We start from the raw sequence: 25,591 nt of genomic DNA, 5'->3' as shown, positions 1-25,591 counted from the left end.
ACATTGAAGAGGGACTGAAAGAAGGTATAGGTCAGAATACGACCCTAAATGTAAAAGGAGTGGGATTCTCCTAAATTTATAATTGATTTATGATTAGCGCAAGGAATGATAAAGCATTTTATTCCACAAAAATAATAGGGGGTAGCACATGAGAGCAATGAAAAAAGGGCTAATGAGCATTGTTGGTGTCGCACTTTTAGGTACACAGTTAGTTGCATGCGGAAATACGAATACAGCGAATTCCGCCAATGAACCAAGTAAAAATACTGATAAGAGTGAGCCCGCGGCCACTGAGACTGCTGCTAAACCAGTAGAAATAACATGGTGGAATTTTCCGAGCTTTCAAGCTTTAGATGGTGAAGTTGGCAAATATGAGAAGGAAATCATTGCAGCTTTTAATGAGAAGAATCCGGAAATTAAAGTCAACCTTGAGATGATCACCTTTGAAGGCGGCCCTGAAAAACTGAATGTGGCGATTGCTTCGAATACCGCACCTGATGTAATTTATGATGCTCCTGGACGGATTATTGACTGGGGTAAAAAGGACTTATTAGCACCTCTTAATGATATGGTGACCGATGAAGTGAAAAATGATATTTCGGAAGCCTTTTGGAAGCAGTCTAGTGTTGGCGATGAGATCTTTATGTACCCGATCAATACAGCTCCTTTTATGATGGCGGTAAACAAGACCGTTTTTGAGAAGATTGGCGCGCTAGATTTGCTTCCTCTGGATAAGGAAGATCGAACTTGGACGTTTGAAGAATATAAGAAAGCGCTGGAAGCAGTTAAAGAAAAAGCACCTGATGTTATCCCTACCGGATTCTTCGCGAAGAGCCAAGCTGGAGATCAAGGAACTCGCGCATATCTTGCTAACTTAGGTGTATCCAGATTTCTAAATGAAGATAATTCCGCGGTCGCGATCAATACTGATAATGCTGCGAAAGCGTTGGATTGGATCGTTCAAGCTACAAAAGATAAACTTAGCGTTTCTGGTGCGGCTTCCCTTGCGGCTGCTGACGTGAACGACTTATTTCTACAAGGAAAATTAGCCTTTACACTTAACTATTCTGCAGTACTTAAAGCTCAGAACGTATCTAAAAAAATGGTTGAATTCGAAGATGTTCTGCTTCCTTTCCCTACTTTAGATGGATCGGAACCTAAGCTTGAACCTTACCTCGGCGGTATGGCTGTATTCAATAATGGTGATGAAGCTAAGATTGCAGCTTCTAAGAAGCTGATTGATTTTATTGCTAATGATCCTGTATGGGGTAAGAAAAACTTGATTCAAACAGGTGGTCTGTCTGTTCGTAATTCGATTACAGGCCTCTATGATGATGCAGAGTACAAATACGCTGAGTATGCTCGTAAATTCACAACAGATGCACCTACCATTGCCGATGGATATGCTGATATTCGTACTTTCTGGTTCCCTGAATTACAACGTGCTTTAACTGGAGGAGCAACCGGTAAAGAAGCTTTGGACAGCTTTGCTGCAAAAGCAAACGAAGCGATTACGAAAGCAAAGGCTGCAATGAAATAAAAAAAGTGAATGGTGTCCAAAAGAATAGAGTGCGGGAAGCACTCTTTTCTTTTTAAATCATCGAAGAAATGGGGAAGGACTGTGGGGACAACGGTTCGCAAAATAAAAGGTTATGTGATTCGCGACTGGATGATGAGTTATCTCTTTTTAGTGCCGGCATTTGGGTTTTTCCTGCTTTTTGTAGCTTATCCGATGGTGAAAGGGGTCTATATTAGTTTCTTCGATTATTCGTTGAGAGATTTCAGCTTTATTGGCCTCGATAATTATATCTCCTTAATAAAAGATGATAACTTCAGGAAGTCGATGGGAAATACATTATTGCTTGTACTCATCACCGTACCCATCGTTATTATTTTCTCGTTATTTATCTCTATGAATATTTATAAGAAAAAAGAGTTTGCCAGATCGTTTTTCCGCGGAGTGTTCTATTTGCCGGCTGTATCCTCGGTCGTAAGTATCACAGTCGTTTGGGGCTGGATCTATCATCCGAACTATGGGATTCTAAATTATTTAACCAGCTTTTTGGGAATGGAGCCTATATCCTGGTTAGGAGATACGAGGACTGCACTGCTTGCAATTATCGTGGTTCTGATAACGACCTCTGTAGGGCAGCCGATCATTTTATATGTGGCATCTATTGGGAACATTCCTACTTCTTACATAGAAGCAGCTGAGATTGATCGAGCGACGCCTTGGCAGATTTTCCGAAAAATATTATGGCCAATGCTAATGCCAACGAACTTATATATTATCGTGATTACCACGATCAACACCTTTCAATGTTTTGCGCTAATTCAGCTGCTCACCTCGGGTGGACCTGTGTATAGCACATCGACTGTAATGTATGGCGTTTACGAACAAGCCTTTATGCTCGGTCATTTTGGATATGCCTCGGCGATGGGTGTCATCCTTGCGATTGTGATCGGGATCATTTCTATCATTCAATTTAAATACTTTGGCAGTGATGTTGAGTATTAAGGAGGGGACATCATGAATTCTACGAATCCGTTAGAACTGAGAGCACCTATTGGCCAATCTAAGAAAGTAAGCAGATGGAAAAAAGAATTGACGATTCCAAAAATATTAGCCACCATCCTGTTGATTCTGGCAACGTTGTTTTTTATCTTCCCTTTTTATTGGGTGGTTTCAGGGGCATTTAAGCTTCAGACTGTAGCAACAACGATCCCCCCGGAATGGTTTCCGGCTAAGCCGACTCTGCAAAACTGGACCGAGTTATTTAAGAATCCCGTTGAGCGCTGGATGTTTAATAGTTTCATCATTGCTTTTTGTGAAATGGCAGCGATTTGTATCGTTTCTTCCTGCGCTGGATATGTGCTTGCCAAAAAGTCTTTTCCTGGCCGAGGGATTATTTTTACGATGTTTGTTGCCGCAATGGCATTGCCTAAGCAAGTTATTCTTGTCCCGCTGTTTACGATGCTTGCAGATTTTGGTTGGGTCAATACGTATAAAGGGCTTATTTTACCGGCGATTGGCTGGCCATTTGGAGTCTTCCTAATGAAGCAGTTCGCGCAGACCATTCCAGGAGAATTGATTGAAGCAGCCAAAATAGATGGCAGCTCTGAGATTCGTTTGTTCGGCACCATCATTTTACCTTTGTTAAAACCTGCAATAGGGGCACTGGCCATCTTTACCTTCATCACTTCTTGGAATGATTATTTCAGTCAGCTGATCATGACCAGATCGACTTCAATGATGACATTGCCACTTGGGGTAGCGACTCTTCGGGGTGAATTCACAACAAACTATGGACTGCTTATGGCAGGTGCTGCGTTAGCCTCTATTCCTATGATTGCAATTTTTCTAATGTTCCAAAAAGCCTTTACCCAAGGGATTACTATGGGGGCTGTAAAAGGTTAATTATTCTTATAACAACGAAAATTAGTAGTATGTATTAAACGACGGAGGCTGTAATTTATGAAATCATATGAGCTTGAATCCTTTAAAGGCATTATTATCGCTATGTACTCCAGTTATGATGCTGAGGGGGGAATCGATAAAGAAGCAGCCCGGAAATTAGCTCGTCATTATGCTACTACCGGAGTAAAAGGTCTTTATGTTGGCGGAAGCTCTGGCGAAGGTATGCTGCAATCTGTAGAAGAACGCAAACAAATGCTCGAGGCAGTTATAGCAGAGGTTGGAAAAGAGCTTACAATCATTGCTCACGTGGGTGCTCCATCTACAAGAGACAGTGTTGAACTAGCTATCCATGCTGAGAAAGTTGGCGCACATGCCGTATCGGCTGTTCCTGCGATTTATTATCGTCTGTCTCCGGACAGTGTTGAAAGTCATTGGCAGGCGATTATTGATAGTTCGGCGCTTCCATTTATTATCTATCACATCCCGCAAACTACAGGCTTTCAATTATCGAAAAGCTTGCTGATTAAGATGGCAGCTCAGGATAAAGTAATCGGGGTGAAAATTTCGGCGGAGAGCACGTTTGAGCTTCAGCAATTTAAAGCCGTAGGCGGGAAGGATTTTCTAGTCTTAAATGGACCTGATGAGCAGTATTTGGCGGGCCGCAGTATTGGGGCAGATGGCGGGATTGGTGGAACTTATGGGGTGATGCCCGAGTTATTCCTAAAAGTGGAACAATGTTATGTGCAAGGAGAGATGGCTGAGGCGCAGAAATGGCAGTTCATAATCAATGAGCTCATTGTTGAATTGCTATCCTTTCCTTCATTATATGGTGCGTGTAAAGCGATCCTTAGTGTGCGCGGATTTGAAACAGGTCAGCCAAGAATGCCACTTTTACCGATTAAGGATTCCGATCAGGAGCGGGTGGAAGCTCTGAACAATAGAATATTAGACTATATTCTTGAAGCGAAGGGATAGGGTTAATAATGACTCGAATAAGTGATATCTTTCCGGTGAAAGGTCTGATTGTTTCCTGTCAGGCACTTGAGCATGAGCCGCTTCATGGTGGGGATACAATGGCTAAAATGGCAAGAGCAGCGGTTCAATCAGGAGCTATAGGAATCCGGACAAATGGTGTTCCAGATATTGTAGCTATCAAAAAAGAAGTAAATGTACCGGTCATTGGACTTATTAAACGGGAGATTCCCGGATCAGCCATATTTATAACACCAACCTTAGATGAAGTGAAGGCGATTGTTTCTGCAAAAGCAGAGATTATTGCGCTTGATGTAACGAATCGGGAAGAACGCTTAGAGTCAGTAAAGCCATTAATAGAATATGCACATCTGAGAGGTGTGCTTGTTATGGCGGATATTTCTACATTTGAGGAAGGGCTTGCCGCTGAGAAATTAGGTGTGGATTTTATCGGTACCACGCTTTCAGGCTACACCCCATACAGTACACAGCAGGAAGGACCGGACCTTGTCTTAATTCAACAATTAAGCGGATCTGTGAACATTCCTGTTGTTGCGGAAGGACGTATATGGACACCGGAAGACGCAGCAAAAGCTAAGAATGCAGGGGCATCATATGTTGTTGTAGGAAGTGCAATTACTAGGCCACAATTAATCACTTCGAGATATGTTAAGGCCGTGAGCAATGTCGATGACTGACGGAGGTGAGTCCGCGGTGGAAGGATATGATCCTCATATAGAATATGCGATCGGAGTAGATATTGGCGGCACGAAAATTAATGCCGGACTCGTCTCTTCACAAGGGGGCGTTTTACATACTGTAAGCCTAAGCACATTGGCTGGACAGACGAAAACAATGGATCGCATTATACTAGCAATTCAGACATTAATGGATGAAATAACAGCACAACAAGCGGGAATTCAGCTCCAAGGAATTGGCGTAGGATCAGCAGGGCAAATGGATTGGGAGGCGGGGCGTGTCCGCTCCGCTTCGGAGCTTATCCCTGGCTATGCTGGCACAGCTTTGAAGGATTTGCTTCAGACACAGTTTCAACTTCCAGTAATCGTTGATAATGACGTGAATGTATTAGCATTAACAGAGAAATATTTAGGCTCAGGCAAAGAGGTAAAAGACTTTATCTGTCTTGCCCTTGGTACGGGCGTGGGTGGAGCGATAGTCGTAGACGGCCATCTTGTTCATGGTTCTTGGGGTGGGGCTGGAGAGTTAGGCCATATGTCCGTAGATTTCAAAGGTCCTGCATGCGTTTGTGGTGGAAAAGGCTGCTTGGAGCAGTATGCTTCAGGCACAAGTATCGCACGTCGCATGCGCGACAAGCTTTTATTACATAACCAGTCCCCAGAGAACGTAGACTCACGGGAAGTGTTAGCGAGATGGAGGGCGGGTGACTCTCTGGCTACAGAGTTAATGGTAGACACGATTGCTGCGCTCGGATCCGCGATCGCTTCATTAATCCATATTTTTAACCCTAAAGTCATCGTCATTGGCGGTGGAGTGGCTGAAGCAGGCGAACTTTTATTTGAAGGCATTAGAAGAGAAGTAAAGAGCAGAGTAATGCCATCGATGCTGGAAAATGTTCGTATTGAAGCGGCCTATCATGGTAATTTATGTGGAATGATCGGAGCGGGGCTGCAGGTGTGGGAGTATAGCCCCAATAAAGTAAAGAGAGCAGAGCTATAAGGATCTATGCACAATCTATCTGTATAGAAAGTCACCGGGAGCAATACGTAGAAGCATTTAATTGTAATTCGTACAACTATATTTCTCGAATCCCTCAAGCCGATGGGCATAAGTGTATTTTGTACAGCTATTTTCTTGATTTACAGCCTTAGTGGTGGCTTCTCGTGTTTTTAGTTGTATAAAATGCAACTAAAGTCAAAATGATTGCATTTGCCTACGAAATAACTGTATAGAATACATTTATTCCATTCCTCAGATTCCCCTGAGATCCGGTGTAATTGAGCCATTGAAGATTGATTAGTGTTTTGGGATTGATTAATTTTTTAAATAATTAAGTTAGAACCACATGTGAATAATACTCCATGTGGTTTCTTTTATTAGTTATAGCCCACCCCAGTACCCAATGCCGAATGAACCCTTCGTTCAACCATCAACACAATTAACCTATGTTATAGAGAGCAGTTTTTCGCTTTTTACGTTGAATTTATGATGGTGATTCATTAATGTGAGTATATCACACGATATCGCTACGACGAATTCAATGTGTCCAAAGACTCGGGGAAATTCGACCTTAACTGGTCCGGCTCGGATAAACTTGTTTGACCAAACCAGCCTAGCTAAGATTTTAATTAGGCTTAAGAAATACAAGATATCCAATTTGTATCCCTTAACTTATATAACAAAGGATGGGCAAACTATGGTCGATTATAATAACAACGAAGGAATAGGCGGTTTTCAACAAGGTAGCTATCGTCCATTAGCCATTCATCCCATTGATGCGAATTGGACCAGACAATCCCGATTCAGAGCTCCAACATCGCTTTCAGTTTTGAAGCGAGTTGTTGACTCGGGGCGGCCGGATTTTTCATATGGATTAAGCTCGTTTACAGTGGATGAACAAGGGAGAGCCATTTTAGCTGTGGGGCAGGGTGATTTCGAGCTTAATCATCAATACGGCAAACCATATTTACCTGTGTACATATGAAGATGAGTCACAAATTATTGGGAGACTCTATGCTTTTGACGCGGATGGAACCATAAGATGGGTTTACAAGTGCTCGTCCATATTTTGGTGCGATCCGGTTATTTCCCGTGAAGGAATCATATATGTTGGTCAAAATGTGAATTCCAAACTTTATGCTTTTAGTCCTGATGGAGAGTTGTTGTGGGAGAAACGGATGGGTCAAGGAGAAGGGCACCGTCCCCCTGTCATAGATCAGGATGGGGTTATGTATTGGTGTCTTTCTAGCCAGTTATATGCCATTGCTCCGGATGGCGAAGTGAAATGGATATACCAACCGGAGGAAAGTTACGGTGACACCAGCCCTTCCCTGAGCGCAGACGGTAATTTATACGTAAATTTGACCGGCGGGGAATTCATTGTTAGGTGGTTGAATAATGGGAACTTCATTTGCTAATCTCCACGTGTTTACCAACGATAAGGAAGCCGTGCTGAAGAGCTTGAAACGGCTAAGACCTAAAGAAAGCTACTACATCGGGCAGTCCCAAGGCTGGACAACAGTACTGGGGGAGAAATTCAACTGGGAAACGATTGGTGAAAGCGCCAGATCTTTGTCTAACTTGATCTCTTCCCTTGTACTTGCTATAGGATACTTTGATGATGAAGTGTTGGAAATATTCATTTATCAGAATGGGGAAATACTGGACAGATATGCTGGAGGTGATGTTCTAGAAGAATATGAAATGGAGCCGGAGACTTTTGACTACGCTGCAGTCGTCGAACGTTTGGGGTTGACCGTTTCGCCCGATTCTTTGGGTGTCATGTTCCAGAATGATGATGTCCGGGAGATTGTAGAGCAACTGGAGACTGTTGTGCCTGCTCCGCTTATTCTGAAATATGACTGGATAGAGGACGATGAGTCGCTTTGTCGGGAATTTGTTCACGTTCGCAGATCAATTTTTTGAGATACGGTGTTAAGTGTCCGCAGAGACCTTCAAACTATCAAATCCTAAGGGGATTTGCTCCGGCACAGTGAATTATATAGTCCTAATTAGAAAAGTGTTTTTTTTATAAAATGCTATAGATATGATAGGGAAAGCTAAATGAAAGGGAGTTTTTCTTTTATAGTTCGTGATGAAAATATAGATTTTGAGGAAATAAGTAAAAGGTTAGATCTATCACCAACTTCAATTATTAAAAAGGGGCAATACATTAGAGATGGTGGGAGAACAAAAGCGCTGTAGCTCAAATCATAATTCAATTTTGATGGAAGGAGCATTAATATTAAGAAAACCACCATGTTATTCATAATTCTTGCTGTAGTAATGTGTGCTGTAACAGCTTGTGAAAACAAGGAGCCGACACTTGAAAACCACATAAACGAAACTAAGCTAATCGAAAATCAACACAGCATTTCTTATGAATTATCTCCGGAGTTATATACTTACAATGAACAAATTAATATTAACTATCCGCAAATATCTATTTTTGGAAAACCGAATGAACAAGAGAAGTTAAATGAAATGATCAAGGAACGTGCTTATAGTTATTTGGATAATTACTCTCCGGAGGAAAAAGAGACCTTTAGTTTAGATATGGATTATTCTGTATCATTAGAAAATGAGGGCTTACTAAGTATTCAGTTTTCAGGATACAGTTATGTTGAAGGTGCTGCTCATCCTGTAGATATTTTTGATACTATAAATATTGATATGAAGAAATTTGAACCCCTACAATTAACTGATATCGTGACCATCGATGCGGAATTTTTGAAGGAGCTAAAGGAAAGTGAACTTCAATCCGATATTATTGAGCAAAAGAATATTCTTACTGAAAGATCAGATGAGGAATGGCTGACTTCACTTCAGCACGCAGATACTAGTGAAGCGGATATAAGATGGTACTTGACGGAGAATACGCTGGGGATAAGTGTGCAGATTTCTCATGCTATCGGAGATCATGCTGAGTTTGAAATCAAGTATGACAAACTGAAGCCTAAGCTGAATACTTTTTTCTTCCAGAAATAATAGAGCCTATTAAATTCCCTTGATTTAATAGAATAATTTACCGATAATGTTAATGGGGAACCCAGAATCAAATCCGTCATGAAGCAGGAGGCACTATCGGACAATGATGACTTTAATGAACATGGTGCGGGGAACGGAGAACGATCTTCCTGCTAAAGAAATGATTAAGTATTGGAATCATGAGCCTGGAACTTTAAAGATGGTAAGGGCCAGTAGCAATTTTATTTATACCTTTCAGTGGAATGGTAAACGCTTTTATTTAAGGTTTACTCATGAAGAGGATAATTCTGCAGACAATATCCAGGCAGAGCTGGATTTTATGATGTATTTATTAGAGCAAGGTTATGAGACCGTCGCTCCTGTGCGTTCTAAGTCTGGCAATTGGATTGAAACGTTGTTAACGAATCACGGGCGATACCACGGGGTAGTTTTTGAACAGGCCCAGGGTGAATATGTTTCACTTGATGAGATGAAGGAACCTCATTTTTATCAATGGGGCCAATCGCTTGCACGTCTGCATAATTTTTCGGAAACCTATGCACCGAGCACGCCTTATCGCAAAAGCTGGGTCGATTCATTGAATTTTATTTATTCTGTATTGAGCAGGCATCCTGAGGAGCATAAGGCGCTTAAGGAATATGAGCGGATTGAAGCTTGGTTATCAGAGCTCCCTTTTGGAGTGGGGCATACTGGGCTCGTACATTATGATTTTGAGATGGATAATATCTTTTATATGCAAGAAGAATCCCGCTACAGTGCCATCGATTTTGATGACTCTATGTATCACTGGTTTGCGATGGATATTACATCGGCGTTAAGAGACCTGACGGAATCGGATGATGATGAAAGTAGAAGAAACATTGATGTTTTTATTAGTGGATATAGATCGGTTAAGCAGCTAGATGATGAGTATATTAAGATGATACCTGAATTTCAAAGATTTGCAGACTTATACAGTTTTGCTAGATTACTTCGGTGTATGGAGAATTCGGATGATTCTATTTTCCCGGATTGGGCGCAACAGCTTAAACTGAAATTAGAAAGAATTTGTGACCGATTACGAACCGGCTTTCAAGCACATATAGTGCTGAAGGATATCACGGAAAAAAACTGGTACGCTTGTACTCAATTAGAAGTATCGGATGCGCAAAAGTCTATTTTCCCCGTACCGGTGGTCTATTGGTTAGCAGAAGCAGCTTATTGTGGTATGACCCCGCTCGCTTTATATGCAGATGAGGAATTGGTAGGTTTCTCTGTGTATAGCGTAGATCCTGAGGATGGAAGTTATTGGATTATGGCTTTTATGATTGACCAGAAGTACCAAAACAGAGGTTTAGGCAGAACGGGTATGGATACCTTAATTCGTTATATTAAAGCAGAACATCATTGCGACAAAATCGTTATTGGCCATCGGATCGAGAACGAACGTGCTTCGAATTTATATACATCACTCGGGTTCGTTGAAGTCAGTAGGGACGAGGTTGAAGTTATACGAGGGTTGGTAGTGTAGAAAGGGAGAAGCCGCCAAAGGTTTGGCGGCTCTTTTTTTATATAAGGAAATAAAATTAATCTACAGAGCCGGTAGTCAGCAGCTGATCAAAAGAGACAGGGAATAGTGGCTCAATTAGCGATAAAATTGCTTTTGCATACTCCTGAATTTCTTTCTGAGCGTCATGCTCCAGTCTTTGATTTAAAAAATGAGCTACAGATTGAACTGAAGCTGTCCAGTACCAACGAACGAATAATCCATAAGCAGGTAGAAACAGTCTTGCTTGTTCAGCACATATGCCATCTGCTAAAGATGCTTCATACTTAGATAATCCTAACTCGGTGTATTCTTGAAGCTCGCGGGTGTATTTTTCACCAAGCTCCCATGCAATGATGTCGCCACTGCCTTGTTTGGAATTCTCTGGTTTGGATCTCCATTCTCCCGCAGCAGGTTGATAAAAGACGGGTTCTTCTGTAATGTATCTTCTGCTGGATTCGTTCCAGGCTTCCAAGCTATCCCCAGTACCTTCGTAATGAGCAGAACCGACTACGTATTTCCACCACTGTCTCGCAACCATTAATGGGGCATAAACCTCAAATTGAGTGATGGCATGGCGGAAAGGAGAGGTATGTCCTTCACGGGCAAGGAATTTTATTAGTTTAATATCCCGATCACTAAGCTCAAAAGATTGTTTAGCATAAGATACACGCGCAGCGTTAGCAACCGTTAAATCTGAGCCCATATGATCTACTAATCTTACATAACCTTCATTTAAAACTTTGATTGTTGTCAATTTAATGTAGCCTCCTTTTCCAAAGCAGAGTAAATGAACTCGTCACACCATTGTTGATTGCAAAATCTAGTCTCTCTGAGGATTCCATCTCTAATCATTCCTGCTCTAATCATAACTTTTTCAGATTGAAGATTCTCTGCATTGGCATATGCAACGACTCTATGGGCATTAAGAGAGCTAAAGGCGTAACCTATCAGTGTTTTGACGGCTTCTGTCGCATAGCCCATTTTCCAGTATTCCGGCAGTAGGACCCAGCCAATCTCCCACTCTCTGATCTCTTCCCAATTTAACTTTATACTTACGTTACCTATGGGTGTTCTATTTTGCTTAGTACATACTGCTAGATCATAATGCTCACGCGGATCGCTGGTAGTATGAGTCAGAATCGAAAGGAAGTTCTCTCTAATTTGTTTTGCATCTGGAGCGGTATTTTCATATTTGTGAGACAAAGGATTAAGTTCCAGTATCTGTCGGCTATTATCTCCACTGGCTAACACCTCCTAATCCATGATTATAATGGAAGACTCTGTAATTATCACGGAGTAAATTCACTAGAAATACAAAAAAATATTTCTGTAAATTTTTCTCTAGTAAAATTGTGGAATTGTGATACAGTAATTAAGGTTTATATATTTAGAGGGGGATGTAAGGAAAATGAAAGCTATTAAATGGAGCATCACTGCAGCGTTAGCAGTATCTATGTTGGGTCCAATACATACAGTGAAGGCGGCAGATACGCGTAACGTCGATTACGATCAAGGTAGTATTTTACGGAGTGCCAGTTCAGTTTCGTCATCATACAATGAAGGCAATCAGCAGGTTGAAGATTTGATATTTCAGATGGATGCTACGGAAATCACTGTTGGGGATAATGTTCCGGTACAAATCTATGCTAAAGATGCCGATGGCATATCCGAACGCGTCCCGTTAGCTCAAGCAAATGTCGTAATTGAAAAGCCTTATTTGCTGCAAAAGCAAGCCGATGGCACAATGAAAGCCTTAGCGGTAGGAGAAACGAACGTAACGGTCATTTCAGGATCAGATACCAAAACAATAAAAGTTTCGATCAGTGCGGACCATGATATTGATCAAGGTGCATTTGTTAATGGAACAATGTATTTGCCGGTTCAATCGGTTTTTCAAACGTTGGGAGCAACAGTCCAAGTTAATACAGCAACTAAAACCTTTAGCATTCGTCTAGGTGATTTGCCAATACAGCTTCAACTCGGAAGCGATATTGCAATGGTGAATGGTGCGAAGGTCAAAATGAGTGGTAAAGTGCAAAAGATCGACGGATCTACAGTTTTTCCTGCCACGCTTTTAAAGACTGCACTGTCAGCAGAGTTAATTTGGGATGGAAATTATCAGACGATGGAGATCTACTTCGGCAAAGCAGAGTTGTTCGCCTATACGAAACAAACCGCACAGATTTTTAAGAAGGAAGAACAAGGAAACCTCGTTAAGTTCATTGGAAAAACATATTGGCTCAATCAATTCGACTCCGATTATAAGTTCCAAAAAGTCACTATTGTAGATATTCTACCTGATTATGAAGGTGAATTCGCCATTTCATTTAAGGTTTTATCGACGGGGCAAATTCTTAACTCTTATAAAATGTCGGGAGATGAGTTGATCCGTACATTAGGAAATAAAGAATATTTCTTAACAACGGATCCATTTAAGACCTATAAGTGGTCGGATGCGATTTGGACTAAGATTAAAAAGAGCATAGTTGCTACTGGGATGACCAAGCAGCAAGTGGAGTTTAGTTGGGGTAAGCCAATAAGTAAATCTACACTTTCAGGTAGTGGCATTCAAGTGGAGACCTGGCAGTATGGTAATTATAACTATGTTACCTTTACGAACGGTGTTGTCTCCATGATCTATACGAATTAATTCTTCCTTATTTCTGCGTTACTTTAGTCATAGAGCCTGTCTTTGCGACATATCATTTTGGAGAAGCACTTTCAGAATTAAAGTGTTGACTATTGTTGTTCGAAATGAGGGGTTTATTCATGGCAAAGTCAAAACGTGGACATGCACTTTGGAATTTACCATCAAGGGGCAGAGGGACTTGTCCAATCTGTCAGAACACCCGTATTAAGCTGCTTTATCCCAAGAAAAAAACGGATGGAGCAGTCGTTAAGGTCTGTAAACGCTGTGACAAGGCTCCGCAGACAAAAGTAGATGCCGTGTTGATTTAAAAAGAGTACACAAAAAAGAGGCTGTCTTAAAAGTGGATTTTTCTACGTATGAGGCAGCCCTTCTCATGAATAAAACAAAGAAGCGCTTCTCTAATAAGAGAGGCGCTTCTTTTAAATTCTACAGAGATTTAGTACGTATATGATTATTTCGTTATCCGATTAATGACCTGTTCGCGTCTAGGACCCACGGAAATCGTAGTAATACGCGTGCCAATAGAGGTTTCAATAAAATCAATGTAAAGCTTAGCTTGTTCTGGCAGATCTTCGAAGTCGGTGATCTGAGAGATATCGCTGTTCCAGCCAGATAAATGCGTGAATATCGGTTTTGCAGAGTTCAGTTTATTCGTAGCCGGGAACTTGTCGGTGATCTCTCCATTTTCAAGCTCATAAGCCACACAAACCGGAATCTCATCCAAATAACCAAGCACGTCAAGATTAGTCAACACGACTTCAGTGGCACCCTGCATTTGGCAACCGTAACGAGTAGCTACAGCATCAAACCAGCCCATACGTCTAGGACGGCCAGTCGTAGCCCCGAATTCCCCGGCATCGCCACCTCTTGTACGAAGTTCATCCGCTACGGGTCCTTCTAATTCCGTAACAAAAGGTCCAGCGCCGACACAACTGGAATAGGCCTTGGTTACAGCGATGACATTCGTGATAGCTGCTGCAGGAAGACCAGCACCGACAGGTGCAAACCCGGCAAGTGTTGAAGAGGAGGTGGAGTAAGGATAAATACCGTGATCAGGATCACGCAGAGCCCCAAGCTGACCTTCAAGTAAAATAGTCTCTCCCTTGGCATAAGCCTCTTGCAGTAAGTCTGTTGTATTGGCTACATAAGGCGCTAGCTGTGCAGCTTCTTCTTGCAGCTGAACCATTAATTCCGAGATTTGGATAGGCGTTTTCTTATATAAATGCTCAAGTAATATATTTTTGGAAGCGAGTAATTGTTCAAGACGTTTCTCAAGTCGAGCAGGATCAAATAAATCCGCTACCTGTATGCCTAGCTTTGCATATTTATCTGCGTAAAATGGTGCGATTCCTCGTTTTGTTGAACCGAATCCTTGAGATCCCAGACGTTCCTCTTCTAGTTCATCAAACAAACGATGGATTGGAAGCACGATTTGCGCCCGTTCGGATACGAATAACCTAGGTTTTGGCACGCCTCTATCCGTTAAAGCTTTCAGTTCTCTTATTAATACTTCTGTATCAAGTGCTGTTCCTGGTCCAATAATGTTTGTAACGGAAGGATAAAATACCCCAGATGGCAGCATATGCAATGAAAATTTTCCATATTGGTTTATGATGGTATGCCCAGCATTACTACCACCTTGAAAACGAACGACAAAGGAAGATTGTGCAGCTAGCACATCCGTCATTTTTCCTTTTCCTTCGTCGCCCCAGTTTGCTCCTACAATTGCAATTACGGTCACGCGTTTTCGCCTCCCAAGCTTGTTTTTGGCTACAGGACTAAGTATAATGCTAGTTAAATCATTAGAAAAATTGATATAAGTTATATCTATTATAAGGTGGAGTAATGACGTGGGGATGGACATTAATTTGGAGTGGTATCGCTCTTTTTATTGGGTAGCAAATACAGGGAGCTTAACTGCTGCGGCAGAACGACTCAATATTACACAACCGGCAGTAAGTCACACGATTAAACAATTGGAAGAGAAAATGGGCGGCCCGTTATTTTTTCGCACTTCTCGCGGGGTTGATCTAACAACAGAAGGAAAAGTACTGCTTAGCTTTATTGAGCAAGCCTTTCATCATGTAGACATGGGCGAAAGAGCGATCGCAGATATGAACAATCTGAACAGCGGCGAGATTCATATCGGAGCAAGTGACACCTTATGCAAATATTATCTGTTGCCTTTTTTGGAGCAATTTCACGAACAATTTCCCAATATCCGCATTCATATTACGAATCGTACGACACCAGAAACACTTACGCTTTTAAAAGAAGGGAAAATTGATTTTGGTATCGTCAGCTTGCCGACATCTGATAAACAGATTGATTTTCGCAAAAGTACTCAGCTTCAAGATTGCCTTGTAGGAGGCAAAGGTTTTCGTCATTTGGCGGACAAGACCATGCCGCTTGCAGACATTCAGCAGTATCCGTTGTTATGCTTAGAAGCGGGTGGGAGCACCAGAAAGTATATGGATCAGTTTTTAGCTTCTAATCATCTGACGATTACACCTGAATTTGAACTGGGAAGTGTGGATTTGCTTGTTCAGTTTGCGAAACGTGGTTTTGGCCTAGCTTTTGTTATTCGTGATTACGTAACCGAAGAATTGAAGAAAGGTGAGCTTGTCGAGATTCCTCTGGACCCACCTTTGCCAGAACGTAACATAGGAATTGCTACCCTGCGTGGAGTTCCTCTTACAGCTGCTTCAAAGTCTTTTCTAACATTATTAGAGTAGAATCCGGATAAAGAGCTATTTGAGCATACCTAGTGAAGAGGAGGAAAGGTAATGAATTCTTTACTGGCTCGGCTGCGTAAGGGATACGGGAAAAAGCTTCGGGCGCTTCATACCTGGAATGGCTGGCTGGTTGTGTTGCTCACACTCACAGGACTTGTGCTTGTAAGTGGCTTCTGGCGTGGCTTCTTAGGGGAAGGCAGAGTATGGATCAAAGGGCTTCATATCGTGGTCGGTGTCGCTTCGATTATTCCGGTTATTTATTATTTGCTGCTGGCAGGGAAACATTGGAAACAATTGAAGGAGCGGCCTTGGCAACGTTTTAATGTAATCGTTGTACTTTCATTGCTGCTAGGCTGGTTCGTTTCAGGAGTGCTACTTTGGCAATTCCGCGTGGTGGGTCCACATGTATCGAACGTTGCTCTGGTCGTCCATGACTTATTGACCTGGATAGGCCTTCCTTATATTATTTATCATTCTTTGACTCGGGTAAAATGGCTTAAAGAACCGAGCCGCCGGATAGTAAAAAGCGTCATTGAGACAGGTAGCCCTTCGAATCATCGGGAATCCCCACAGCCGGTTTATACACGTAGAGCTTTCATACGCGGATCGATTGGTGTTGGGCTTGCGGTAACTATAGGCCCATCGTTTATAAAATGGCTCGGCAGTTCAATTGGAAATATCGGGGGCAGCGAAACGATTGAAAAGCTGATCGAAAGTGATCGCAATCAGTTGTTGCCTGCACCCCAGCCACTGGCGGCATCCTCACCCCCTCTCGGAGGAGGGGCGCAAGGACAATTCCGTGTTTACACAGTCACTCCGATTCCGGAGTTTACGAACAACAATTGGTCTTTTACGATAGATGGGCTTGTGGAGCAGAATTTTAAGTGGAACTGGGAACAGTTCGTAAAGCTGAAGCGGACCGTTCAGGTGAGTGATTTTCACTGTGTGACAGGCTGGTCAGTCTATAAGAATACCTGGGAAGGAATCAAGCTAAAAGATCTTTTGAGTCAGGCCGGTGTGAAGCCCACAGCTAAGACTGTGAAATTCTATTCGGGTGATGGTGTATACACGGATACGCTCACATTGGAACAAGCCGACATGGATGATGTGCTGGTCGCGGTAATGCATGATGGAAGGCCGATTCCTAGCGATCTCGGCGGTCCTGTACGGTTAATCGTTCCGAAGATGTTCGCATACAAGTCTGTGAAGTGGCTGAACCGGATTGAGCTGATCGAAGGCGATCATACGGGATATTGGGAGCAACGCGGGTATTCAAATGATGCGTGGGTATAAAATAGTGATTGTTAACCTTAATGGGCTTATTGCCTGTTAAGGTTTTTTTGTTGATTAATTCCTTATTTTTTTAACATATAGCAAATGAAGAGACGTAATAACAGAAATTGCTCCATACAATAGAAGTGACTGGATGCAGGAGGTGGTTGTGATGAACGGGGTTAGAGCCATAAAGCTGTTGGGACTTATTCTCGGTGTGGTACTACTGAACATTATCGTGTTGTCACCAGGTTTATTAGGGGTGGAAATCGGAGGAACCAGTGTATTTGAAACCGCTTTGGGTGTGACATTGTTGTTTGTTAGTCTACTTGTTATTCTTTATGGAAGTTATATTTTATTGTTTAAACCTTCATCTATCCCTGCTGTGAAAACACTGAAATCTTATGAGGATTATATAGCCGCGCTTACTCAATACAAAAATGTCAAAGTACTGAAAAAAGACATTGCGCTTGCTCTAGATCAGATATCCCGGATGGAAAAGAAGAGAAGTACCTTGTTAGATGTTTTAGGTCAGAGATTCGAATCCACTGAACTTAGCTTCAAAAAATTTAATGCAGTCAGTTATGAAGTAGCGAAGCTTTTTTACCTGAACATTCGAGGGATTCTGAACAAACTCAGTGTATTTGATGCCTCAGAGTTCACCCTTTTCTCCAGCCGGCATAGACCCTCGCAGTTCTCAGAAAAATTGGTGCAGAAAAAGACAGCTTTGTACAATGAATATTTGGCCTACGTAACAGGGTATCTTGGGGCAAATGAAGAGATTCTGCTGAAGCTGGATAAGCTGCTGCTGGAAATATCGCTACTCGACAGTACAGATTATACAGATGTTGAAGAGATGCCTTGTATGAAGGAAATCGATGAGTTGATCAAGCAGACGAAATTTTATAAGCAATGAAGGGGAGATGTGTATGGCTAATAAAGGAAAAACAGTAGCAGTTTTAGGGACCATTACTGTGGTAGTTTTTGCTCTCGTGTATTTTGGAATCACCTTAACCTCTAATATAGGAAAAACCGAAACCCAGATTTCTTCCGAAGATGCGGGGAAGCAGCTAGAGAAGCTATACAAGAACATAAACGTGACTACGGCTGAGCAAATCAAAGGCCAGATTGACCTGGATCCTGTTGCGATTGGGGATTCATTACCAGATATCTCAAAGTTTCCTGTATCCGTAGACAATACAACAGATAGCTTTGTAGAGATATTCTCTTCTACTGAAAAATCAGGAACAGGTAATGACGGGTGGCTGAATGAAGTTGCTACAGATTTTAACAACTCTAATATTGAGGTGAACGGGAGTCACGTTTCTGTGAAAATCCGTAATATTGCTTCAGGTACAGCGACAGATTACATAAGATCTGGGAAGTATGTGCCAGATGCCTTTACCCCATCAAATGAGTTGTGGGGCGAAATGGTAAAAGCAAACGGGATGAACACGCAGCTAATCACTAAACGCCTTGTAGGAAATGTAGCTGGTATTGTTACCAGTAAGGCGAAATATGATGAACTAATAGAGAAATACGGTTCTTTAAACGTTAAGACGGTTACAGACGCCATAGCAAATAATGAATTATCAATGGGTTATACCGATCCTTTTGCCAGTTCTACGGGTTTGAATTTTCTGGTAACAGCGCTTGGGACGTTTGGCGGTGCAGATTTACTTGGAGAGCAAGCGGTGCAGGGCTTTGAGAAATTCCAAGCAAATGTACCCTTTATCGCCTCAACCACTTTACAGATGCGAGAGGCTGCAAAAACCGGTAAGCTTGATGCTTTTGTCTTAGAATACCAGATCTTTGTGAATGCAACAGATTTGAAAGGGGGGTATGTATTCACTCCTTTTGGTGTAAGACATGACAGCCCGCTTTATGCTTTGGGTGATCTTCCTCAGGAAAAACTCGATATTATTAAGAAGTTTGCTGAGTTTGTTGAACTGGATAAATACCAGGAACTGGGTGAGAAAAAAGGCTTCAATGGTCTTAATGATTACCAATCAGAGCTTAGTACAGTGGATGGTAGTCTCATATCCTCAGCTCAGAAGCTGTGGAAAGAGAAGAAAAATGGTAATAAACCTATCGCCGCAGTATTTGTAGCAGATGTCTCAGGAAGTATGAACGGGGAACCCTTGAACCGTTTAAAGCAATCTTTATTAACAGGCCAGAAGTACTTGGGCAAGGATAACAGCATTGGTTTTGTCTCTTACTCTGATAACGTTACAATCAATCTTCCGATTGGAAAATATGACACGAACCAGCAGTCCATGTTTGTTGGTGCGATTGACAGTCTACAAGCAAATGGGGGGACGGCTACTTTTGACGGGATCGCGGTAGCCATCCACATGCTTCAAACGGAATTACAGCTAAATCCGGATTTAAAGCCGTTGATCTTTGTATTAAGTGATGGGGAGACCAATGAAGGGCATTCCTTGAATGATATCAGAGGTCTGATTGAGACCTACAAAATCCCGATTTACACGATTGGCTACAATGCGAATATCAAGGCACTTGAGAGTATTTCGAGTATAAATGAAGCGGCCAACATCAATGCAGATACAGAGGATGTAGTCTATAAAATCGGCAACCTGCTCAATGTTCAAATGTAAGCTATATTTTTTAGGAGGGGTTCTATGTCGTTTACTATGGAAGTCGTAAGTCAGGAAAAGCTGAAATCAGTAATTGAGGAGCAGGTCAAACCTGAGCCCGAGGAAGTATCACAACTCAAAGCACTGGCAGTAAACAATGTCTCCGCCATTCTGGATCTGAATTTAGAGTCACTGGATAAGCGAAAAGGGGTGCTGCAATCCATTGATAGCTTCGGTATGGAAACGATGAGATCCTCTTCGGACAAAAACTCCCTGTTGCAGATTTCTGTGGGGAATTTATCAAAAACAGGAGATGAAGGCGGCCAAGTAGCAAAAGGTTTGACTGAGCTTAATCTCCAGCTGAAGGATTTGGATCCCAGTGCAGTAGATTTTGCCAAGACGGGTTTTCTAGGTAAGTTCTTTAATCCATTACGTAGTTATTTTGCTAAATATCAAAAGGCGGATGCTGTGATTTCAGATATTATAATTTCTTTAGATAAGGGTAAGACCGTTTTGAAGAACGACAATACTACGCTGGAATTCGAGCAACAGGCCCTTCGGGAACTCACAAAAAAGCTACAAAAAGAGATTCAGCTCGGCATGTTGATGGATCAGGAGATAGAGACGCAACTGGAAGCGGCTAAGCTGCGTGATGAGGATGAGGAGAAAGTTCGGTTCATTACAGAAGAAGTGCTGTTTCCGTTGCGGCAGCGTGTTATGGATTTGCAACAGATGCTTGTAGTGAATCAACAAGGAATTATGGCCATAGAAGTAGTTATTCGAAATAATAAAGAGCTGATCAGAGGGGTGGACAGAGCTAGAAATGTTACCGTGTCTGCCTTGAAAATATCGGTTACGGTAGCTAGTGCGCTGTATAATCAAAGAATTGTTTTGAAAAAGATCGAACTTCTAAATCAAACCACCGATAGCCTGATCAGCGGTACCTCAAAAATGTTGAAAAACCAAGGGGCGGAAATCCATAAACAGTCGTTAGAATCAAGTATTTCAGTGGATACATTAAAGCAAGCTTTTACAGATGTGCTATCCGCTCTCGATTCCATCAGTACTTATAAGCAGGAAGCTCTCCCCAAAATGCGTGAAACTATTAATCAGTTCAGAGAGCTGGCAGATAATGGCGAACAGCAGATTGTACGGCTGGAAAAGGGAAATAACTTGGGATTGTAGCCTAGCAAAATCATAAAACCGATCAATTATGCGCCTTGAAGGAATAAATCCTAGCCTTTAGTCTGGTATGACTCCAGTCCCAAGACTGTTTTGAGCCTTCTCTTTCCCACGTATAATGAGATTAATTGAAAAACGTGAGAGGAAGGACAATAGAAATGAATGATAAGTTATACTCTATGCCGATGGGAGCTCTTGATTCCATGCATATTCCAGCAGAATCCCAACCCCAATCTAAAACGCGCAAACGTGGAGCAAGTCCAAAGACATATCGGAGTATTTTATACTTCTTAATCTCTTTGCCGCTTACGATTGTATATTTCGTGTTTATGGTGACAGGGCTGACGTTATCCATTGCGTTAACCCCAATATTCATCGGAATTCCTTTGTTTTTTGCAGTAGCTAAGGGATTGGATTACATCGTACAATTTGAGCAAGAGCTGGTCAGATCATTGTTAGATATTCCTAGACCTAGTGAAGAGGCCAGATCGGAAATGCAGCTGGAGGGAGCGGGCTTCCTGCAACGAATGAAGTTAGGTTTTCATGGAGCGAAGTTTGCCCGTAACGTTATGCTGATTATGGGTCGATTCGTATCCAGCATTATATTCTTTTCAATAACAGTAACTGTAGTAGCGGCTGCATTGGGCCTGATTACACTACCTGTGCTGCACCAGATTTTCTTGCAAACCATGGATTTGAACATTTTAGAGAATAGTGTGTTTGCTTTGTTCCAGATCGACTGGACATTATCCCAACAATATATCTCCTATGTAGTAGCTGGATTTGTTGTTGCCTTGTTAGCAAGTTGGGTGATTCGTATGCTTATGGATGTGCAACGTAGAATGCTGTTCGTATCCTACGAGGAAAGACAACAGTACTAATTGGAAAGAAGAGATTGTCTCAAAACAACAACCCTTTCTGAATCTGAATAAAACACCAGACAGTGATCCTTCAGTTCGTGGAGAATCACTGTCTGGTGTTTTTGGTCTGCGGGGAGGTTTGCTTTTGCAAATGATGAGCTAGTGGAGGTTGTCTGATTGCTTCTTTGATTTTTTCGTCGGGTTGTTGGTGTGGGAAGTAGAAGGAATCTGCGAAATAGCTGTACTTTGTGCAGTTATTTCGAGTGCCAAAAGAATAATCCTGACTTTAACTGCACTTTATACAACTAAAAACTAGAGAATCCACTTATAAGGGAGTAATTTCAGAAAATAGCTGCACGAAATACACTTATATCCAGTGATCGAGCGTTCTGTTTGATTATAGTTGTATGAAATACAATTAAACTCGAACGCTTTTACACATTGCCCCCCCGTCAACTCAACTCTCCATGCATCACTTGTCGCTGGAGTGTAATCGCACAAATTATATAGATTTATATGTTCATTCATAGGCGCGTGTATCAGGTTAGAGATCAGTTAGTCTTCAACAATCATCTCTTTGGGAACTCCAAGCAGGCTTTTCCTATTCCTTTATGCCTTTGAATGATGTTATAAAAATATGCCCTATTCCTGCCTGCTATGGCAATGCTACAAATTGTAGCCCTCACGGAGCGATCCGTAAACCGTTCTTCGGGTTGTTTGGACGTTGTCGGAGTTGGTTTGTATGTCCCAGGATGTACTTGGTTTAGAGCTTACTATAATGCTCCTCCAACATGTGAAAAAATGTTCATTATCCCATATAAATCCTGTATAATGAGAGCTGTGAAAACGTTTGAACAAAAATCAGGAGGGGTTCTATGCATTCAAATGGATTATTTAGATGGAGGTTTTGGGGATTTGCAGTATTAGTTTTGTTAGCGCTTTCGGGATGTTCCAGTAACGGAAATGTAAATGAAAAAGTTGCTACATCACCAACCCCCAATCCAACGATAAGCAATACTTCTAATGCATCGGAGAACCCAACCAATGTGGGGGCGGCAAAAGGTACTGTGCACATAGAGAATCTAGGTGAGCGGAGAATATTTGTTTATTTACCTGCAGGGTATGAAGCTGACAGTGAGCGTTATCCTGTTGTGTATATGCACGATGGGCAGAATATTTTTAACACAAATACCAGCTCTTTAGGCAAAGAATGGAGAGTTGAGGAGATCATTGATCAGCTTGTTGCTGATGGAACCATGGAGAAGGTTATCGTGATAGGAGTCGCTTCAAGTGATGGATCAGAACGGGGAATGGAGTATGTTCCATTTCCGGATCAGTCTATTCCTTCGGATGGAGCGAGTGCAGCCGAATTTACCCAATATTTTATCAATACAGTTATTCCCTATGTGGATGGCGCTTACCGGACCATTCCCGATCGGGATCACCGGATGATCATGGGATCGTCATTCGGTGCTGTTCAGGCATTATGGATGGGGTATCAGCACCCGGAGACCTTCTCAGCGATAGGGGCTTTATCCCCTGCCACTTGGGTAAGCAATGGGCGTATATTGGATGAGTTGGCGAAAGAGTCCGGGAAGCCTGCATTGAAGATTTGGCTCGACATGGGTGTAACCGAAGGAATGCCAATTGATCCGCTTGTGACGGTACTAAAGTCGAAGGGATTTGTATTAGGGAAGGACCTATTCTTTCAGATGGACCCTTTGGGTACACATGAAGAGAAGTCATGGAATAGACGTGTACATAGTCCATTGATTATGTTCGCCGGGAAAGAGGCTGGACAAACGATCAAGCATGAAGTTAGCGACTATCTGACATTAATCGGACCAGAAGCTATCGATGTGCGTCTTAATTTACTAGTTACTATGGATAATGGGATGGATTTTACAATCCTTGACGGAGTTGAATATCAAGTGTTGAATCCTGAAGTAGGGCAGTTAGACAAGGCAGGTAAGGTGAGCTTCCTGAAGCCGGAATCCTTGAAAGTAAATGTTTCATTTCAAGGTGTTACTGAAGAACATTTAGTTAACTATGAGCATTATGTAAAGGTATTTAAAGTTTATGTGAAATCTCTTGATGTTGACGAGCATGGGGAGGAGTTCTCCATTAATCTGAAGCCCTCTGCTCGGAAATTAAATTCAACTCCTGAGTATATCTCAGCGCTAGTGAGCGCTGCTGAAAAAATCGGTATATATACAATTAAGGAGATTCAGGAGGATTCCATAAGTATAACCTTTAATACGAAGTAGTCATTGGAGTTCATAATCAAATGAGGTTATGCTCCTTATTTGAATTTACTATGATCTTAACTAAGGGAAACGGATCCCCTGGCTGATAATCAAGGAATTCTTCCCTAATTCTTTAAACTAAAAGAAGCTGACTCAATAAGTAGAAATTCTTACTTATTGAGTCAGCTGTTTTTTATCGCAAAATATATCCCCCATCCGGAAATAAAGTACTTCCTGTTGTATAGCCATTGGTCATCAAATAAATCGTTGTATGTGCTGCTTCGTCGGCATGGCCAACCCTGCCAAGGAGATTGATATTCGTATATTCGTCGTAAGCCTTGTCTCTAGTTTCCTGTTCTGCGCCTTCCCAATTAAAGTTGGTATGGATGGTTCCAGGGGAAATAACATTTACCCGCATCGGAGCCAATTCTACTGCTAATGCTTTTCCCAGACTTTCAATTGCGCCGTTACAAGCTGCATAGGAGGCACCGTCTGCAAGTGGACGTTGGCTGAATGCGCCGGACATAAGAACAATGGAGCCTGTAGGGTTGATAAAAGGGATAGCATGCTTTACAGCATTATATTGCGGCCAGAACTTTGCATTAAAGCAATTGTGAGCAACCTCTAAGCTCGAAGTTATCGGTCCTCTAACATAGGAGGCTCCCGGAGTGAACAAATGGTCAAATGCGCCGATTTTTTCAAAGAAAGCTTTCAAGTCCTGTTCATTTTGATTATCTAGTGAATATATTTCAACAGAATCGAAATCTAAAAACTGTTGAGCTTTCTCTAATTTATCATGTGAACGTCCAGCGATTATGACAGCTGCGCCTTGTTCAATCGCTTGTTTGGCAGTCGCAAGCCCTATTCCGGAGCTTCCTCCGATAATGACGATACGCTGGTTTTTTAATGAAATAGTGGACATATTTATCTTCTCCGTTCATAGTTAATTGGACTTATTAAGTTCTGTTTTTTATTATTAGCTATAAAATATAACCTGCACAGTACGCACTTTTTTCGTACTAGGTACGATTTTTCGTACTAGCTGGTTCGAACATATAGTTATATAACTATCGAAAGAGGGGATCACATGGATTTGCTGGAGCCGAGATTGACTGGGGTTCTTACAACACTTGAAAAGATCGGTGGAAAGTGGAAGCCGCTCATTTTATTTATTTTATTGATAGATGGCACAAAAAGATTTGGGGAACTTAGACGGATCATCCCTGATGTTTCCCAAGGTACGTTAGCTAAACAATTACGTGAGCTTGAAGAGGATCAGCTTATCGACCGGGTGAGTTATCATGAGCTTCCTTTGAGGGTAGAATATAGTATTTCAGAACATGGAAAATCGCTAATTACAGTGTTGGATAGCATGTGTGGCTGGGGTAGGATGCATAAAGAATATTTGAATAATACAAATAAGTAGAGGGGGGACATTATTATTC

General features: G+C 41.9%; 25 protein-coding genes. 21 read left to right on the top strand and 4 right to left on the bottom strand.

Annotated elements, in window-relative coordinates; genetic code table 11:
- Nucleotides 1–148: 148 nt before the first annotated feature.
- The 11 genes from MKY63_RS28185 (at nucleotide 149) to MKY63_RS28135 (ending at nucleotide 10,586) form a co-directional block, all read left to right on the top strand.
- Nucleotides 149–1,540, top strand: coding sequence for an extracellular solute-binding protein (locus tag MKY63_RS28185; protein ID WP_076101716.1), 1,392 nt, complete (start codon nucleotides 149–151; stop codon nucleotides 1,538–1,540).
- A gap of 129 nt (nucleotides 1,541–1,669) precedes the next feature.
- Nucleotides 1,670–2,518: a sugar ABC transporter permease gene (locus tag MKY63_RS28180; RefSeq protein ID WP_052097471.1), complete on the top strand. Its 849-nt coding sequence runs from the start codon at nucleotides 1,670–1,672 to the stop codon at nucleotides 2,516–2,518.
- Between the two features lie 12 nt (nucleotides 2,519–2,530).
- A complete protein-coding gene (locus MKY63_RS28175; protein ID WP_076101717.1) occupies nucleotides 2,531–3,418 on the top strand; it encodes a carbohydrate ABC transporter permease in 888 nt (295 codons plus the stop codon).
- A 57-nt stretch (nucleotides 3,419–3,475) separates the two neighbouring features.
- Nucleotides 3,476–4,393 (top strand): dihydrodipicolinate synthase family protein, encoded by a 918-nt coding sequence (locus MKY63_RS28170; protein WP_339810680.1) that lies wholly within the window; start codon nucleotides 3,476–3,478, stop codon nucleotides 4,391–4,393.
- Between the two features lie 8 nt (nucleotides 4,394–4,401).
- Nucleotides 4,402–5,088, top strand: a complete 687-nt coding sequence (locus MKY63_RS28165) for an N-acetylmannosamine-6-phosphate 2-epimerase (RefSeq protein ID WP_036686363.1) — start codon at nucleotides 4,402–4,404, stop codon at nucleotides 5,086–5,088.
- Nucleotides 5,081–6,088 carry an ROK family protein gene (locus tag MKY63_RS28160; protein WP_076101721.1) on the top strand — a complete coding sequence of 336 codons (1,008 nt, stop codon included), beginning with the start codon at nucleotides 5,081–5,083 and terminating at the stop codon, nucleotides 6,086–6,088. The genes MKY63_RS28165 and MKY63_RS28160 overlap by 8 nt, the downstream gene beginning before the upstream one ends.
- A 697-nt stretch (nucleotides 6,089–6,785) precedes the next feature.
- Nucleotides 6,786–7,073, top strand: coding sequence for a hypothetical protein (locus tag MKY63_RS28155; protein ID WP_038570504.1), 288 nt, complete (start codon nucleotides 6,786–6,788; stop codon nucleotides 7,071–7,073).
- Complete coding sequence (locus MKY63_RS28150; RefSeq protein WP_339810677.1) at nucleotides 7,018–7,506, top strand: PQQ-binding-like beta-propeller repeat protein; 489 nt, start codon at nucleotides 7,018–7,020, stop codon at nucleotides 7,504–7,506. Before MKY63_RS28155 ends, MKY63_RS28150 begins: the two co-directional genes overlap by 56 nt.
- Entirely contained in the window at nucleotides 7,487–8,014 is a 528-nt protein-coding gene (locus MKY63_RS28145) for a hypothetical protein (protein ID WP_339810674.1), read from the top strand. The genes MKY63_RS28150 and MKY63_RS28145 overlap by 20 nt, the downstream gene beginning before the upstream one ends.
- A gap of 333 nt (nucleotides 8,015–8,347) precedes the next feature.
- The gene (locus MKY63_RS28140; protein WP_339810672.1) at nucleotides 8,348–9,076 is read left to right on the top strand and encodes a DUF4163 domain-containing protein; all 729 of its coding nucleotides are present in this window, start codon (nucleotides 8,348–8,350) and stop codon (nucleotides 9,074–9,076) included.
- 103 nt (nucleotides 9,077–9,179) lie between these two features.
- Nucleotides 9,180–10,586: a GNAT family N-acetyltransferase gene (locus MKY63_RS28135; RefSeq protein WP_081383574.1), complete on the top strand. Its 1,407-nt coding sequence runs from the start codon at nucleotides 9,180–9,182 to the stop codon at nucleotides 10,584–10,586.
- Nucleotides 10,587–10,641: 55 nt separating this feature from the next.
- Here the strand turns inward: MKY63_RS28135 and thyX are convergent, their stop codons facing one another.
- Nucleotides 10,642–11,358, bottom strand: coding sequence for an FAD-dependent thymidylate synthase (thyX, locus tag MKY63_RS28130; protein ID WP_036686372.1), 717 nt, complete (start codon nucleotides 11,356–11,358; stop codon nucleotides 10,642–10,644).
- Nucleotides 11,355–11,807 carry a GNAT family protein gene (locus MKY63_RS28125; RefSeq protein ID WP_051491454.1) on the bottom strand — a complete coding sequence of 151 codons (453 nt, stop codon included), beginning with the start codon at nucleotides 11,805–11,807 and terminating at the stop codon, nucleotides 11,355–11,357. The genes thyX and MKY63_RS28125 overlap by 4 nt, the downstream gene beginning before the upstream one ends.
- A 205-nt stretch (nucleotides 11,808–12,012) precedes the next feature.
- On the opposite strand from MKY63_RS28125, the gene MKY63_RS28120 reads away from it, so the two are divergent.
- On the top strand, nucleotides 12,013–13,254 hold the full coding sequence (locus MKY63_RS28120; protein ID WP_036686374.1) for a stalk domain-containing protein: 1,242 nt from the start codon (nucleotides 12,013–12,015) through the stop codon (nucleotides 13,252–13,254).
- Nucleotides 13,255–13,373: 119 nt separating this feature from the next.
- Nucleotides 13,374–13,562 carry a hypothetical protein gene (locus MKY63_RS28115; RefSeq protein ID WP_036686376.1) on the top strand — a complete coding sequence of 63 codons (189 nt, stop codon included), beginning with the start codon at nucleotides 13,374–13,376 and terminating at the stop codon, nucleotides 13,560–13,562.
- A 143-nt stretch (nucleotides 13,563–13,705) separates the two neighbouring features.
- Here the strand turns inward: MKY63_RS28115 and MKY63_RS28110 are convergent, their stop codons facing one another.
- Nucleotides 13,706–14,995, bottom strand: coding sequence for an adenylosuccinate synthase (locus MKY63_RS28110; protein ID WP_036686378.1), 1,290 nt, complete (start codon nucleotides 14,993–14,995; stop codon nucleotides 13,706–13,708).
- Nucleotides 14,996–15,110: 115 nt separating this feature from the next.
- Between MKY63_RS28110 and MKY63_RS28105 the strand changes: the two genes are divergently transcribed.
- The 7 genes from MKY63_RS28105 to MKY63_RS28075 all read left to right on the top strand — a co-directional run bounded on the left by MKY63_RS28105 (nucleotide 15,111) and on the right by MKY63_RS28075 (nucleotide 24,167).
- Complete coding sequence (locus tag MKY63_RS28105) at nucleotides 15,111–15,989, top strand: LysR family transcriptional regulator (RefSeq protein WP_036686616.1); 879 nt, start codon at nucleotides 15,111–15,113, stop codon at nucleotides 15,987–15,989.
- Nucleotides 15,990–16,040: 51 nt separating this feature from the next.
- Nucleotides 16,041–17,282, top strand: a complete 1,242-nt coding sequence (locus MKY63_RS28100; protein WP_036686380.1) for a molybdopterin-dependent oxidoreductase — start codon at nucleotides 16,041–16,043, stop codon at nucleotides 17,280–17,282.
- Between the two features lie 151 nt (nucleotides 17,283–17,433).
- Nucleotides 17,434–18,177, top strand: coding sequence for a hypothetical protein (locus MKY63_RS28095; RefSeq protein ID WP_036686382.1), 744 nt, complete (start codon nucleotides 17,434–17,436; stop codon nucleotides 18,175–18,177).
- Nucleotides 18,178–18,190: 13 nt separating this feature from the next.
- A complete protein-coding gene (locus MKY63_RS28090) occupies nucleotides 18,191–19,879 on the top strand; it encodes a VWA domain-containing protein (protein WP_036686384.1) in 1,689 nt (562 codons plus the stop codon).
- Between the two features lie 24 nt (nucleotides 19,880–19,903).
- Nucleotides 19,904–21,043, top strand: a complete 1,140-nt coding sequence (locus MKY63_RS28085) for a toxic anion resistance protein (protein WP_036686385.1) — start codon at nucleotides 19,904–19,906, stop codon at nucleotides 21,041–21,043.
- 155 nt (nucleotides 21,044–21,198) lie between these two features.
- Nucleotides 21,199–21,921 (top strand): sensor domain-containing protein, encoded by a 723-nt coding sequence (locus MKY63_RS28080; protein ID WP_051491455.1) that lies wholly within the window; start codon nucleotides 21,199–21,201, stop codon nucleotides 21,919–21,921.
- 854 nt (nucleotides 21,922–22,775) lie between these two features.
- Nucleotides 22,776–24,167: an alpha/beta hydrolase-fold protein gene (locus MKY63_RS28075; RefSeq protein WP_036686387.1), complete on the top strand. Its 1,392-nt coding sequence runs from the start codon at nucleotides 22,776–22,778 to the stop codon at nucleotides 24,165–24,167.
- Nucleotides 24,168–24,339: 172 nt separating this feature from the next.
- On the opposite strand, the gene MKY63_RS28070 is transcribed toward MKY63_RS28075, so the two are convergent.
- A complete protein-coding gene (locus MKY63_RS28070; RefSeq protein WP_339810663.1) occupies nucleotides 24,340–25,068 on the bottom strand; it encodes an SDR family oxidoreductase in 729 nt (242 codons plus the stop codon).
- Nucleotides 25,069–25,233: 165 nt separating this feature from the next.
- Here MKY63_RS28070 and MKY63_RS28065 point away from each other — a divergent pair, with 165 nt between their 5' ends.
- On the top strand, nucleotides 25,234–25,572 hold the full coding sequence (locus MKY63_RS28065; protein WP_036686390.1) for a winged helix-turn-helix transcriptional regulator: 339 nt from the start codon (nucleotides 25,234–25,236) through the stop codon (nucleotides 25,570–25,572).
- Nucleotides 25,573–25,591: the final 19 nt, after the last annotated feature.

The sequence above is a fragment of the Paenibacillus sp. FSL R7-0189 genome, from assembly GCF_037969925.1.
GTDB classification, from domain to species: Bacteria; Bacillota; Bacilli; order Paenibacillales; family Paenibacillaceae; genus Paenibacillus_AQ; species Paenibacillus_AQ odorifer.
Note: the sequence above shows the minus strand (reverse complement) of the source record. Positions and strands in the feature narration are given on the sequence as shown.